Below are 15557 nucleotides of genomic sequence, written 5' to 3' on the forward strand. Positions count from 1 at the left end.
AATAGTTTTTGGATCGAACAGAACTAACATCACAGACCAAGTATACACATGGCAACAGTCGATATTAAAGTGCCGAGTCCCGGAGAAAGCATTAGTGAAGTTCGCATAGCGCAATGGCTTGTTAAAACCGGTGATGTGGTGGAAAAGGACCAGCCGATCGCCGAGATAGACAGCGATAAGGCGACACTTGAATTAAGTGCTGAAGAAGCAGGTAAGATCGAGATCCTGGCTGAAGAAGATGCTACCGTGAGCGTTGGCGATGTTGTTGCCCGGATCGATACCTCCGTGAAACCGGAAAAAAAGGCCGCAGCGAAAGAGCCTGTATCCGCAGCGTCGACCTCAAAGGCCGATAAGCCTGCTGTTGCAGCAGCACCCGTGGCTGCCAATAGTGCCGCAGCCACACACGCAACTCCTGTTGCAAAAGCTGTTATGGCTGACAAGGGTATTACCGCCGATAAGCTGAAAGGTACCGGACCCAACGGACGCATTACACGCAGTGATGTGGATGCGTACGTGAGCGCTGGTATTGATGCCAGCGGCGTTACATTATATGGATGGGGTGGTACCCGCGAACAGGGACGTGCTCGCATGAGCACGCTTCGGAAGAAAGTGGGTGAACGATTGGTAAGCGTGAAGAACCAGACCGCTATGCTCACCACCTTCAACGAAGTGGACATGAGTGCAGTGATGGACCTGCGCAACAAATACAAGGACAAGTTCAAAGAAGAGAAAGGTGTAAGCCTTGGTTTCATGAGCTTTTTCACCAAGGCCGTTACCGAAGCGTTGCACTTATTCCCGAACGTGAATGGCCAGATAGATGGCGATGAAGTGATCACCTTCGACTATGCAGATATCGGTATCGCTGTTAGTAGCCCGAAAGGTCTAATGGTCCCTGTATTGCGCAATGCAGAAAAACTAAGTCTCGCCGAGATCGAAGGCGGGATCAAAACGCTTGCGATCAAAGCACGTGACGGTAAGCTCAGTATTGATGAAATGACCGGTGGAACGTTCACCATCACCAACGGTGGCGTATTCGGCAGCATGCTCAGCACACCCATCATCAATCCACCGCAGAGTGCGATCCTAGGCATGCACAACATTGTTGATCGCCCTGTTGCAGTGAATGGCCAAGTGGTCATTCGTCCAGTGATGTACCTCGCGTTGAGCTATGATCACCGCATCATCGATGGCAAGGAAAGCGTGAGCTTCCTCATGGCGATCAAACAGATGATCGAAGATCCGACGAAGTTGGTCTTCGGCGGTAAGGAGCCAGGTGAGGTTTTGCTGGGGTTGTAAAATTTTCTTGAACAAGTTTAAATGGGGTCGGACTTAAGATGTCCTGTCGTTTCTGAAGGCGCTAGCCCTATCGAATGGCAACAAGTCACCGCACTTCTTCGAAAAGTATACGTTATAGGCTCCTTTACTACCAAAGAGGCCGCATCGAATATGATGACGCCTGAGAACCTTGAACCCGCTGGTACATTACTGGTCGCGAAAGAGACCTGTGCGGGTGCTGTTCTTGGAACAACACTTTTCCTTCACCCTGACAGTGCCCTTAAACAACTTGCACAGGACGGCGAACGGGAATTCAGACTCTTGGCCGTTGCTACGGAAGCCCGTGGGAAAGGGGTAGGGGAACTCTTGGTGCAAGCGTGTATCGATAGAGCAAAGAATGAAGGTGCAACTGGCCTCGTGCTTTGGACACAACCGACCATGTATGCTGCACAGCGTTTGTACGAGCGGCTCGGGTTTCAGCGATGTTCTGAGCGTGATGTGCCTGATCCACGCGGTTGGGACCGCATGGTTTTTCGGCGTTCCCTTCGCTAAGTCAATACCAGCCAAGGTTTTCCGGCTAATTCCTACATCCGATCCAACAGCCTACCTTCACCGCCGCAAAAAATAAAAAGTAGCACTACTTCCTATGGCAGACCAACAAGACCTCGACGCGCATTACACCACCATGGATAAGATCTTCCGCCTGAGCTTAGGTGAGAAAGGTGGATATAGCGGCGCCCGCTTCGATGGTGATTTCTCGCTTTCACTTGAGCAAGCGCAAGAGAAAAAGCACCAATTCATCATGGATAACTGCAACATCAAGCCCGGTATGAAGGTGCTCGATATCGGTTGCGGTTGGGGTGCGTTCATCGATTTTCTGAATAAGAAAGGTGTGGAGACAACTGGTGTGGTGCTCGCGGAAGGACAAGCGAATGCCTGTAGAAAGAACGGTCTCAACGTTCACCATATGGACAGCAAGAAGATCACGCCGGAGACCTTCGGTATGTTCGACGCCGTTTGTGCAATGGGTAGCCCTGAGCACCTGTGCAGTGTTGATGAATACCGAGCGGGTAAGCAAGAAGAGATCTATGAGACCTACTTCAAGCAAATGAACGCGTTGTTGCCGGTAGGTGGTAGGTTCTACTGCCAGACCATGGTATTCGGCCCGAACATGGTGAAGTTCGAGGATATCAAGTTCGGAGAGACCAACGTGTATAAGAATCGAACGGACTATTCCGGCGAAGAGCTCATGGATCTGGTTTGCGATGTGTTCCCTGGGTCATGGTTACCATATGGACAGGAAGGGATGGAGCGCCCCGCCAAAAAAGAACATTTCAAATTAATCCACTCCGATAGTGGCCGCTTGGATTACATAGAGACCATTCATCGCTGGACCTCTGCATTCAACAAGTGGGACCTGGAGAAGTATATGCTCTACGCTAGCCTTGCGCCTAAGTTGCTCAATAGTGATTTCCGTAAGTGGATCCGCCGGTACAAGATCGCACCGAACCTACAGGTATTCGAACGCGAGATCTTTGAGCACTACCGTATGGTGTACGAAAAGACTGCGTAACCAATTCCAATACATCCGCATAGGGCCATGTCGTATTCATAACGGCATGGCCTTTGCTTTTAGGTCCACATAATTCAAAGAACATGAAATACGCGATCACGCTTTTCTCCCTTGCAGCGACGGTTTTTACTGCACAGGCTCAATTCCCCAAAGTATTGAAGGATGCGGCGGATAAGGTAACCAGTGGCGGTGCCAGTGGCATCAGCAATGATGAAGTTATCGCTGGATTGAAGGAGGCGTTGACCAAAGGTGCGGAAGGTTCTGTTCTGAAGGGTTCCGCGTTGGATGGGTTCAATAAGAACGAGCTGATCCGCATTCCATTCCCACCGGAAGCGGAGAAGATGAAAAGTACGCTCAACAGTATCGGGATGACCAAGCAAGTGGAGGAGTTCGAGCTTACCATGAATCGCGCCGCGGAAGAAGCTGCGAAAGAAGCATTGCCCGTTCTTAAGGATGCCGTCTTGGGTATGTCCGTAGGTGATGGGTTCGCGATCCTGAAAGGTGGTGACAACGCTGCAACGAACTACCTGAACGAGAAAACGAACGCAACCTTGATCGAGAAGTTCCGCCCCATTGTGGAGAAGGCTACAGCGAAAGTGGCATTAACGAATTACTGGACCCCGTTGGCAAGCGGGTACAACAGAGCGACAATGCTCACCGGTGGAAAAGCCGTGGACCCGGACCTGGATGCATACGTTACCGACAAGGCCATTGCCGGTCTGTTCAAACTGATCGCTCAAGAAGAAGCCAAGATCAGACAGGACCCGATGGCGCGTACGACCGATCTCCTACAACGTGTGTTCGGAAACTGAACTTAGTTAGTCGGGATCCTCCAATGGGTGATCCTCATAATAGCGCATTAGTTTACGACTGAGTTTCGGTTCATAATTGATCTCAACGGTGGTGTTCTTCTCGTTGCTGGTACGGATCAATAGCTCTTTCTTTCCGTATCCCGCGTTTACGGTACAGCTTGCTGTGTTCGGTGCAACGCGTCCTTCATTGTGCGCAACGAATTCCAGGATGTTATAGTTGCTTGGCAGGTCGATGACGATCCGTTCTTTTCGTTTGGTCAGCGCGTGTCCGAATAGGACGTACCGGTCATTCAGCAATACGGAGATCGTATCACCATCAACCTCTGCATTGTCCCAAACCTCTATGGTTATTCGATGGCTTTTTGCATTTAGTGTTGTCAATAGATCATTTTCCCGATCCTGAAAAGCAACTTCCTGTATTGGAGCAGGAGGCGGTTGTTTCTTTTTGAAACCGATATGTTGCCGGAATACAAGACCGAAATAATCGTTGGTCGCACTTGCACTGGTCGGATTATTTCCCACCGTCATGGTGGTTCTAAGCGCCGCGCTTCGATCCAAGTGATACAAATACCGCAGGCCGATCTCGAAGGCATTCTTTTTTCCGAAGTTGAATAACGTAATGTCGGGTGCAATGAAGAATGAATTCCGGCCAGGAGCGGAAGCGACTGAAACAAGATCCCTGTTCGAAGTGGAAACGGAACCTCCGGATTGAAAACTGAATCCAAGCCCTGCACCGATCTTTAGTTTTGTTCTATTGCCTCGTCCAGTTGAAACCAGCCACCAAGGTTGAAGTTCGGTGCGGAGCGTCTGATGATACAAGTTGTACTTTATCTTATCGTATTGGAAGTAATAGCCATTCAGTGCCAATGCTCCGATCGCCGAGAACCCCCAACGTTCGCGATGCGTAAGCGACGTGCCAAGATCCAAAGCTGTGGCCAACCAACCTGTAGAGGTAAAGGAGGGCGACCCAGGATCGGTGATCTTTGCTTTGTCCATTCCGATGTGGATCCCGCCCAATAAGCGCACTTCATTGTCACGTACACTTTGTGCGCAGCATGGGATCATGACATGGCCGATCAGTAGAAAAATGACAACGCGCCAAAGGTTCATGGTCGGCAATTTATTGCCATACGGGATCATAGCAGCATTACTCACTATAATTAGGAAATACTTAGTGCCTGTTCCGTTCGTTATCTTGGGTACATGAAAATGATGGTAAGTTCGACCTGTCTGCCACTGGCACTGTTCTTCTTTTCGCATGCCCATGCTCAGGATCCGGATAGCACGGCCAGTGCCATACCGGAACTGAATCAACGCATCGTCACTTTTGTATTGGGTCATGAAGGCAAGAAAGTTGGTCGCGGAGAATGCTGGGACCTTGCTGCGGAAGCATTGAATTCTGGTGGAGCAACGTGGGATGGGTCTTATGTTTTCGGTGACATCGTGGATTGGAGGAAAGAAGAGATCCTACCCGGTGATATCGTTCAGTTCGCGAACGTGGAAGTGGAATTCCGGAGCAGGAATATGATAACCCGTGAGCGATATATGAAACACACCGCCGTGGTTGTTGCAGTTGCTGGTAAGGGTTTATTCACCATAGCACATCAGAATGTTGAACCGGTTGGCAAAAAAGTTGCGATGAGCAAGTTGTACATGGCAGATGTTCGCGGCGGAAAACTTACGTTCTACAGACCACACGAGTAGGTCGAAGTTCCTGGACCTGTTTCGCACTAGGAATTCATCCACGCTTTTTGTTCAGACTTCCTTGAAATGTTGCGCGTGGAATTTGATCCGAAGCATTGTTTTTTGAACTTTCGATCGACCCTTCAGGCGTTTATTTTCTGATCCATGCTTAGGGATATGCAGAAAGCATTCCATACGGGATCAAGTTCCGGTGATGTGAAACGCTCTGTGGGTCCAACATAGCCGTGTTGACAAGTACGACGTATCGAGTTCTTCTTCACTTGCTCATGAACATAGGTTTGTCGAGCACTCAACCGGTTCGCGTATTCGTTGCACTTATCTGAAGTGCAGGATACGGACCATCGTCAGCACAAGAGGGTAACTCCTTGAATGCCGTTCCGGAAAAGTGCCTACAAGCTGTAAGGTACATGGCAGAACACGTACGCCTTTTTAGGGTCACTCGTTGGATGGGTGCCTTGATCACACGTTCACTAAGAACGGTATTGCCCGCAGTCGCGGCACTTTTGCTTTGGAATGCCGAAGCGTATGCAACACACGCCATGGGTGGCGACCTTACCTATGAGTGTTTAGGTAATAACCAGTATCGTGTCAACCTTAGCTTTTTCAGGGATTGCAACGGTGTTGCTGCGCCCGTAAGTTGTAATAATGGGGACCTCAGATTCGATGTTTCATCGTCACAATGCGGAGCTTCGTTCACGGGGTGTTTTGTTTTTCAAAGTGTTGATGTCGTAACACCGATATGCGCTTCGGCTATCGACCGTTGCAATTCTCCTGCTGGAGTATATGGTGTGGAGCGGTACCGTTATAGCGCGGTGATCAACCTTTCCGCATGGAATAATTGTGGTACTGATTGGCTGATCGATTGGAATCTCTGTTGTAGGAATAACGCGATCACCTCACTGAACAACCCGGGTGGTAAGGACCTCTACTTGAGCGCAACGTTGAACAATACCATTCAACCATGCAACAGTTCACCTCGCTTCTTGAATGACCCTATTCCATTCGGTTGTGTAGGGCAACCTATGGTTTACAACCACGGCGTGAGTGACCTTGCCGGTGATTCGCTGGTTTTCTCATTGGCTCCTGCACGCGGAGCGGGTGGCGCTATTCTAGCCTATAACAACGGCTACACATTCCTGCAACCAGTGATCACCAGTGGTGGTGCTAACGCGGTACAGATCAACTCACAGACAGGAACCATTACGTTCACGCCCAGTGTTCAGCAGTTCTCCGTTGTGACCGTTCTGGTGCGTGAATACCGGAATGGCGTGCTGATCGGCACGTATACCCGTGATCTTCAATTCGCGGTGGTTGCTTGCAACAATAGCAACCCCACGGTCTCCGGTATCAACAACACAGGCACGTTCGTGTACGACGTTTGTGCGAATACCAGCTTTTGCTTTGATGTTAACTCCCTTGACGCCGATGCGGGAAATGTCGTGACCATGACCTGGAACAACGCCATACCAGGGGCCACGTTCACAACTTCAGCGGGTCCGTTGCCAACGGGTACGTTCTGTTGGTCACCTACAACGGCCAATATCGGACAGCAGCTCTTTACCGTCAATGTACGTGATAACGCTTGTATTTTGAACGGCTCCGGTACACAAGGCTACTTGATCAATATTACGCCACCATTCACGCCTTCCAATGCCGGACCGGATCAAAGCGTGTGTGGAACTTCCGCCACGCTGGCCGGTCAGCAACCTTGGCCCAGTGCGCAAGGCACATGGTCCGTTATTAGTGGAGCCGGTACGTTCGCAAGCCCCAATTCACCGAATGCGGTGGTCAATGGCCTTGCTCCTGGCCCGAACGTGCTCCGTTGGCGTGTGAACTACGGTTCATGCGGCTTTGCCGATGATACTGTTGTTATTACCGCTTACGATCCGAACCAACCAGCAGCGAATGCGGGGCCACAACAATCGTTATGCCTACCCGCATCGAGTACAACGCTTGCCGCTAATACGGCAACATCTCCAGCATTAGGGACTTGGACGCTGGTGACCGGTGGTGGAATTTTTGCTAACGCTAACAGTCCTACATCAACCGTCTCCGGCCTAGTGCAGGGTACGAACACATTCCGCTGGACGATCTCGAACGGCCCATGTGGAGCTCCTACCAATTCGACCGTGACCGTGCTCGTATACAGTAATGTACAAGGTTCCGCAAATGCGGGTGTGGATCAGCAGCTCTGTACGCCAACGTTGAACACCACGCTGACCGGTAACACGCTGATCGCACCAGCTACGGGCCAATGGACCTTGCAAGGCGGTTCAGGTGTGATCGCAAACCCGAACCAACGCGTTACGGCGGTAAGTGGTCTGAGCATTGGCGTGAATACGTTCCGTTGGACGATCCTGAACGGACCATGCACACCGCCGACCACGCAGGATGAAATGACCATTACGGTGTTCGATCAGAACAGCCCGAACGCTAACGCTGGTGCCAACCAACAGTTGTGTGCCACATCGACGAACTTGACCGGTAATGCGCCGACACCTCCTGCAACCGGGCTGTGGACGCTGGTGAGCGGGACGGGAACGTTCACGACACCGAACTCTCCTACATCCGCAGTGACCGGATTAAGTCTCGGAACCAACGTATTCCAGTGGACCTTGTACAATGGCCCATGCGCAAATGGAGTAACAACCTCCCAAGTGTCCGTAGTGCGTTTCGATGGAAATTCTCCTGTGCCTAATGCAGGTCCGGATCAAGACCTCTGTACCGCTTCTGCTTCAACTTTTGCGAGTACCACACTAGCTGGTAACCTTATGCCGTCTCCTGCCATAGGTACTTGGACATTGGTCGGTGGTGGAGGTATTATCACAGGTCCCAACAATGCGGCCACCACAGTTACCAGCCTACCTGTAGGGGTCAACACCTTCCGATGGACCGTCGCGAATGGTCCATGTACACCTACAGTGAATACCGATGACGTCGTGATCCGTGTTTTCGATCGCAACGCACCTGTGGCCAGTGCTGGTCCGGATCAAGAAGTCTGTGCACCGGTTGCCAACGTTACATTAGCTGGAAATGCGCCTACAGCACCAGCTACCGGTATTTGGACCGTAATTAGTGGAGCCGGCGTTTTCGCGGATGCGACCGTACGCAACACGACCGTGTCCGGAATGCTTATTGGCAATAACGTATATCGTTGGACCATTAGCAACGGCCCTTGCCCCAATGGTATCACGTTCGATGAGGTTACGATACGACTGTTCGATCCTGCAACACCCGCTGCGAATGCTGGACCTGATCAAGCCTTGTGCGGTTCTCCTTCAGCTACGCTAGCAGGAAATGCAGTGGTTTTCCCGGCATCAGGGACATGGACGTTGATCAGTGGTACGGCCACCATCGCGAATGCATCCACGGCTAACACGTCGGTCTCCGGATTGGGTATTGGTAGTACCGTTCTACGTTGGACGGTGAACAATGGACCGTGCGGAACAACGAACGATGAAGTAACTATTGTGCGATTCGATCCGGCTAACCCGGTTGCGAATGCAGGACCGGATCAGTCCGTTTGTATTCCGGTTGGTACCAATAGTGTTACGATGGCAGGGAGCAACGTGATCGCTCCAGCAACTGGTTCGTGGATCGTGATCAACGGTTCTGCGACGATCGTGAATGCAAGCAGTCCGAATACGCAGATCACCGATCTGGTCGTAGGTTTTGTTGATCTTCAATGGCAGGTAAGTAACGGCCCATGTCCGAATGGTATAACGCAAGATGTCGTTCGCATTACGGTGTTCGATGCGAATACGCCATTGGCGAATGCTGGGCCGGACGTGTCCATCTGTTCTGTGAACGGAACCGTTACCATGGCGGGTAGCGATCTGGTTGGACCCGCAACAGGGTTCTGGAGCTTGGTGAGTGGAACCGGTTCGATCACCAACCCTACAAGTCCTACTGCAACGATCACCGATCTTCAGGTTGGTCAAAGCGTTTTCCAATGGAATGTGAGCAATGGCCCATGCGCGAATCCGATCACGAACGATCAGATGACCATTACCGTCTTCGATCCGAACAACCCAAGCGCGGATGCTGGTATCGATCAGAGTCTTTGTACTTCGATCGGAAATACGGTGACACTGGAGGGTAGTGGGGTCTCCTTCCCTGCAACCGGCGTGTGGACCGTATCTCCAGCTACTGCAACGATCGTTTCACCGAACTCACCAACAACCCTAGCTACTGACCTTACTGTTGGAACATACACCTTCACGTGGTCGGTGAACAATGGTAGCTGCCCTAACGGGTTGACAAGTGATAACGTGATCGTGATCGTGGCCGATGGTGCTGCGCAAACAGCACAGGCAGGTCCGGATCAAAGCGTTTGTGGAACGGCAAGCCCCATCACCATGGCAGCTACACCGCCCACGGGAGGTGCGATCGGAACCTGGAGCGTCGTGCAAGGAACTGCAACGTTCAGCGATGCGAATTCACCTACTGCTTCGGTTACCGGATTGAGCATTGGTATTGTCGATATCCGTTGGAGCATTGACAATGGACCATGCGGAATTACCAGCGACCTGATGACGGTCCTTGTTTTCGATCCGAACAACCCGGTTGCTGATGCAGGTCCGGATCAGCAGCTTTGCACGCCGATAACAAGTGCTGGCCTTTCCGGAAGTGCTGTGAATATCCCAGCTGTGGGTCAATGGACCTTGGTCAGTGGTACAGGTGTTATCACCAACCCGAATAGCCCATTCACAACAGTCAGTGGACTCGGCCTCGGAGAGAATATTTTCCAATGGGAAGTGAATAATGGTGCTTGCCCCAACCCCGTAACGCAGGATCAAATAAGTCTATTCCTGTTCGATTCCGGTGCTGCTGCTGCAAACGCAGGTCCTGATCAACAGCTCTGCACACCAAGTTCCACGGTTACGATGGCGGGTAATCTGCCGGTCGGTTCAGCATTAGGTACTTGGACGCGGATCGGTGGCTTTGGTAATATCACCGCACCGAATAATCCTTCGACGACTGTTACGAATTTGGATGTGGGCGTGAATGTGTTCACTTGGAGCATCAATAATGGCTCGTGCGGAACCTCCGTAGATACGATGGTCGTGTTGGTCTACGACGTGTTGAATCCGATCGCCGACGCTGGATTGGATCAAGAGATCTGCTCGCCCGGTTCATCGGTCAACTTATCAGGAAGCAATGTGATCTTCCCTGCAACAGGTGTTTGGACGTTGATCAGTGGTATCGGTACTATTTCGAACCCGACCTCTCAGAACTCATCGGTAACCGGACTGCCTGTAGGTGTGCATACGTTCCGATGGACCGTCTCCAATGGACCATGTGCCAACAGCCTTACGACCGATGATGTGCAGATCTTCGTATACGACGAGAATAATCCGATCGCTGATGCCGGCCCGGACCAAGAACTTTGCACGCCAACAACTGCAATAACGTTGGCAGGTAGTTCGTTGATCTTCCCAGCAACTGGCGAATGGACCGTTTCGGGCGGAACAGGTGTGTTCGGCGATGCGAATGATCCCAACACAACGGTAACTGGATTAACGGTTGGTGAGAACATTTTCACCTGGACCGTTTCCAACGGACCATGCGCGAACGGTACTACAACGGATGACGTAAGTATCTTCCTCTTCAACCAGAATAATCCGGCAGCGAATGCAGGTGCTGATCAAGAATTGTGCACCACAACACCGACTACAAGTGTGGTGATGGCCGGTTCTGCTATCATCTTCCCTGCAGTGGGAACGTGGACCTTAGTAAGCGGTAGCGGATTCTTCACGAATGCGAACGACCCTGCAGCAACAGCTAACGGATTGACTGTTGGTGAGAATATTTTCGCTTGGACCGTGGATAATGGACCATGCTTGCTAAGCCCATCTTCCGATACCGTGAGCATATTCGTATTCGATCAGAACAACCCGATCGCAGATGCTGGTGCTGATCAGAGCCTATGCACGCCGAATACGATCGCCGATATGGCCGGCAGTACGGTGGTCTTCCCAGCTTCTGGTCAATGGACCTTGGTAAGTGGTGACGGTACCATCACCGATCCGACCTCGCCTACAACGACGATCACTGATCTGGGCATTGGAGTGAACGTGTTCGCATGGACCGTGGATAATGGACCATGCACCAACGGCATCACATCCAGTCAGGTGAGTATTTCATTGTACGATGATGATGGCCTGTTGTCCGACGCAGGTCCTGATCAGTCCTTCTGTTTACCAACTACCAGTTCAACATTCGCTGGAAGTGCGGTAACCATCCCTGCCATCGGTACATGGTCACTTCTGAACGGTGCTGGTGATATTGACGACGTCAATGATCCAAACAGTGCGGTAACCAATTTGGCTGTTGGCGAGAACATATTCCAGTGGAGTATTTCCAATGGTCCATGCGTTAATGGACAAGGTGCAGCCACCATGAGCATCTTCATTTTTAATGATCAGAACCCGATCGCAAATGCCGGCCCTGATCAGGAATTGTGTACGGTCGATTCCGCTTCAACAACGCTGTCCGGAAGTAACATCATCTTCCCAGCCGTTGGTACATGGTCCATTGTAAGCGGTTCGGGAACCATCGATAATGTGAACGATCCACTTTCAGGAGTCTATGATCTAGGTGTTGGTGTTACCGTATTGGAATGGACCGTGGACAATGGCCCCTGCTTGCCAGGCGTAACTACGGACCAGATCACGATCTCGATCTACGACGAGAATAACCCTATCGCGAATGCTGGGCCGGATCAGGATCTGTGCACGCCGATCGCAGCAGTGGACTTGAATGGTTCCGCAGTGATCTTCCCGGCTGTTGGGACATGGACGTTGATTGGTGGCGGTGGTACGATAACGGATCCTAACGATCCCGTTACGACCATAACGGGTCTTACACCGGGTATCTACAACGTGGTCTGGACGGTTGATAATGGTCCATGTACTAATGGTATTACCACGGATACATTGCGCATTCGTTTGTACGACGATGCGAACCCCGATGCAGATGCTGGTCCTGATCAGGAGCTTTGTACTGCAGGTGGCCCTACCGTTACCACCAATCTGCAAGGCAGCAACGTGATCTTCCCAGCCGTAGGTACATGGCAAGTTGCGCTTGGACCTCCGTCCATCGTGATCGCAGATATCAATGATCCGAACACATCGGTATCCGGACTTGCGGTAGGTGAGAACATCTTGATCTGGACCGTGGAGAACGGTGTTTGCGCGAATGCGGTCACCACGGATCGAGTTAGCATATTCGTATTCGATCAGAACAATCCGGATGCGGATGCTGGACCTGATCAGCAAGTTTGTACGCCGCTTACCAATGCCTTCATGGCCGGTAGTTCAGTGACGTTCCCAGCAGTTGGAACATGGACCTTGACCAGCGGCACGGGTGTGTTCGCAGACCTCAATGATCCGAATACCAACGTCACAGGTCTTAGCATTGGTTTGAATGAATTTACTTGGACAGTGGACAACGGTGCATGTCTGAATGGTATTACCAGCAGTACTGTTGGAATAACCCTGTTCGATGCACAAGCACCACCAGCGGCAGCAGGGCCGGATCAAGAGTTCTGTTTCCCTGCAGGCGTTGCTAACATTGCCGGTAACCCTCCTGTAGGTGCAGCAATGGGTACATGGACAGTAGTTCAAGGTGGTGGTAATATCGCCGACGTGAATTCACCTTCGACAACCGTTGATAATTTGCCTATCGGTATCAATATCCTCGAATGGTCATTGACCGGCGGCGCATGTATTACTACCCGTGATTCGTTGGAGATCCGCGTTTTCGATCCGAACAACCCGCCAGCAAATGCAGGTATGGATCAGGAACTCTGCGTTCCGCAGGATAGCGTGTTCATGGCAGGTAGCGCATTGACGATCCCTGCGCTTGGTACATGGACCGTGATCGGTGGAAATGGAATACCACAACAACCCGGAGATCCAGCAAGCCTTATTACCAATTTGTCCATTGGCGTGAATACCATCCGTTGGGAAGTATACAATGGCCCTTGCGGTACCACAGCAGATACTATGATCGTGATCCTCTACGACGATACCACGGCCTCAGCAAATGGAGGTCCGGACCTGGAGACCTGTCTCGGTATACCGTTCACGACGATGCAAGGTGAAACACCTCCAGCTCCTGCAGTAGGTATGTGGACACAGATCTCCGGACCTTCAACAGGTACGTTCTCCGATCCAACAGATCCGAATTCACAACTAAGCGATCTGACCGTAGCTGGTACGCATATGTTCGTATGGACTCTTTCATGGGATCCATGTCCGAACAACGGAATACTGACCGATACGGTGACGGTGCTGGTATACGATCCTGCTGCACCTATTGCTGATGCAGGGTTGGATCAAATCTTCTGTAGCCCGGTGGATACAACGTACATGACGGCCTTGCTGCCATGGGAGCCCGGCGTGGGAACATGGACCGTACTTGTTGGTTCTGCAGTAGTTGATTCGATCAACAGCCCAACTTCGCTGATCACGAACCTCGAAGTAGGTATCCACACATTCCTCTGGACCGTTTACAACGGCACATGTGGAACAGGACCACCGACCATTGATACGGTAAGCATCTATGTGTACGATGTGGATGCACCACTTGCCGCAGTTGGAGCCGATCAGGAATTCTGCACACCGACTTCAACTGCGATCCTGCAAGCGAACGATGCAACGTTCCCTGGTGTTGGAACGTGGACATCATCGGATCCATCACTGGTCTTCACCGATCCGAATGATCCGAATACACTTGTTTCAGGTCTTGGAGTTGGTCAATATGATCTGGTCTGGACCATTTTCAACGGACCGTGTGGAACATCCAGTGATAGCGTGAGCATATTCATTTACGATGGTAATGCGGAGCCTGCATATGCAGGATCGGATCAGGACCTATGCACACCGACCACTTCCACCACGCTAGTAGCCAGCGCTCCTATATTCCCAGCTAGTGGAGTATGGACAGTGTTGAGCGGAACGGCTGTAATAGACGTGGATACGGATCCACAAACTGCTGTCAGTGGAATGAGTATCGGAGCAACGGAATTCCTGTGGACCATCGATAACGGACCATGCGGCATAACCGCTGATACAGTCGTTGTTACCATATTCAACGACCAACAAGAACCGGCGAACGCTGGACCCGATCAACAACTTTGCACGCCGACACCAACAGTATCGTTGGCTGGTAATCCAGCTCCGTTCCCTGCAACGGGTCAGTGGACCATTATCAGTGGCGTTGGCACGCTGGACGATCCATCATCTCCAAGTGCTACGCTGGGTGGCTTCGGTGAAGGTGTGATCGTGTTGGAATGGATGATCGACAATGGTCCATGCGCGAACGGCATCACAAGAGATACCGTGGTGGTCGAAGTGTTCGATGGTTCTTCACCAGTGGCAGCAGCTGGACCGGATATGGATCTCTGTTCAACCACGCTGACCGGCCCTATCACCATGTTCGCTAGCAGCCCTACGGGCCTTGCTGTTGGAACATGGAGCGTTCAAGAGGGTAGTGGCACATTCGCTGACGTCAACGATCCGTTCACTGAGGTCACCAACGTTGGAACAGGAGTGAACACGTTCGTCTGGACGGTTGATAATGGTGTATGTGGAATTACTTCGGACCAGATGTTCATCTTCATGTATGATGGAACTATTCTGGATGCGGATGCAGGCCTGAGTGGAACCTTCTGTGATCATGAATTCACAGGAACCAATTTGGAGGCATCACCTGTCAACGATCCGTTGGCTTCTGGACTCTGGACGATACTTGCTGGTAATGCGACGATCTCTGAACCGACCAACTCCGGTACACCGATCAGTGGGCTGGAATTGGGTGCTAACATCTTCCAATGGACAGTAAGCAACGGTGTTTGTGGCACAACATCGGATACGCTCTCCATCCTCTTGGAGGATTGCTTGACGCTCGTGATCCCGGATGCGTTCTCGCCGAACGGAGATGGAACCAACGATGTCTATGTGATCCGGAACCTGGAGTATTACGATGTACGGTCACTACAAGTATTCAACCGTTGGGGCAGTAAGGTGCTCGATAAGAGTCCGTACAACAATGACTGGGATGGTACGAGTCAGTTCGGAGGAGCATTCGGAGAGTTGTTGCCGGAGAGCACCTATTACTACATCCTGGATATTGGAGGTGATAAGGAACCATACACTGGCTATATCTATCTACGCCGATGAGAAACC

7 protein-coding genes are annotated in these 15557 nt (G+C 51.3%); 6 read left to right on the top strand and 1 reads right to left on the bottom strand.

What is annotated here, in order from left to right:
- Positions 1-48: 48 nt before the first annotated feature.
- The 4 genes from odhB to IPF95_06410 all read left to right on the top strand — a co-directional run bounded on the left by odhB (position 49) and on the right by IPF95_06410 (position 3660).
- Positions 49-1296 carry a 2-oxoglutarate dehydrogenase complex dihydrolipoyllysine-residue succinyltransferase gene (gene odhB / locus IPF95_06395; protein ID MBK6474325.1) on the top strand — a complete coding sequence of 416 codons (1248 nt, stop codon included), beginning with the start codon at positions 49-51 and terminating at the stop codon, positions 1294-1296.
- Positions 1297-1446: 150 nt separating this feature from the next.
- The gene (locus IPF95_06400; protein ID MBK6474326.1) at positions 1447-1827 is read left to right on the top strand and encodes a GNAT family N-acetyltransferase; all 381 of its coding nucleotides are present in this window, start codon (positions 1447-1449) and stop codon (positions 1825-1827) included.
- A 94-nt stretch (positions 1828-1921) separates the two neighbouring features.
- Positions 1922-2848, top strand: coding sequence for a class I SAM-dependent methyltransferase (locus tag IPF95_06405; GenBank protein ID MBK6474327.1), 927 nt, complete (start codon positions 1922-1924; stop codon positions 2846-2848).
- A gap of 83 nt (positions 2849-2931) precedes the next feature.
- Positions 2932-3660, top strand: coding sequence for a DUF4197 domain-containing protein (locus IPF95_06410; protein MBK6474328.1), 729 nt, complete (start codon positions 2932-2934; stop codon positions 3658-3660).
- Between the two features lie 6 nt (positions 3661-3666).
- On the opposite strand, the gene IPF95_06415 is transcribed toward IPF95_06410, so the two are convergent.
- On the bottom strand, positions 3667-4770 hold the full coding sequence (locus tag IPF95_06415) for a hypothetical protein (protein ID MBK6474329.1): 1104 nt from the start codon (positions 4768-4770) through the stop codon (positions 3667-3669).
- Between the two features lie 99 nt (positions 4771-4869).
- Between IPF95_06415 and IPF95_06420 the strand changes: the two genes are divergently transcribed.
- The gene (locus IPF95_06420) at positions 4870-5364 is read left to right on the top strand and encodes a hypothetical protein (GenBank protein ID MBK6474330.1); all 495 of its coding nucleotides are present in this window, start codon (positions 4870-4872) and stop codon (positions 5362-5364) included.
- A gap of 407 nt (positions 5365-5771) precedes the next feature.
- Positions 5772-15551 (top strand): gliding motility-associated C-terminal domain-containing protein, encoded by a 9780-nt coding sequence (locus tag IPF95_06425; protein ID MBK6474331.1) that lies wholly within the window; start codon positions 5772-5774, stop codon positions 15549-15551.
- The last annotated feature ends 6 nt before the right edge of the window (positions 15552-15557 follow it).

The sequence above is a fragment of the Flavobacteriales bacterium genome (assembly GCA_016704485.1).
Taxonomy (GTDB): Bacteria; Bacteroidota; Bacteroidia; order Flavobacteriales_F; family PHOS-HE28; genus PHOS-HE28.

What these genes read in the sequence shown, in the direction of transcription:
- IPF95_06405 (MBK6474327.1), top strand. Translation starts at nt 1,922, where the DNA reads ATGGCAGACCAACAAGACCTCGACGCGCATTACACCACCATGGATAAG.
- IPF95_06415 (MBK6474329.1), bottom strand. Translation starts at nt 4,770, where the DNA reads ATGAACCTTTGGCGCGTTGTCATTTTTCTACTGATCGGCCATGTCATG.
- IPF95_06420 (MBK6474330.1), top strand. Translation starts at nt 4,870, where the DNA reads ATGATGGTAAGTTCGACCTGTCTGCCACTGGCACTGTTCTTCTTTTCG.
- odhB (MBK6474325.1), top strand. Translation starts at nt 49, where the DNA reads ATGGCAACAGTCGATATTAAAGTGCCGAGTCCCGGAGAAAGCATTAGT.
- IPF95_06400 (MBK6474326.1), top strand. Translation starts at nt 1,447, where the DNA reads ATGATGACGCCTGAGAACCTTGAACCCGCTGGTACATTACTGGTCGCG.
- IPF95_06410 (MBK6474328.1), top strand. Translation starts at nt 2,932, where the DNA reads ATGAAATACGCGATCACGCTTTTCTCCCTTGCAGCGACGGTTTTTACT.
- IPF95_06425 (MBK6474331.1), top strand. Translation starts at nt 5,772, where the DNA reads ATGGCAGAACACGTACGCCTTTTTAGGGTCACTCGTTGGATGGGTGCC.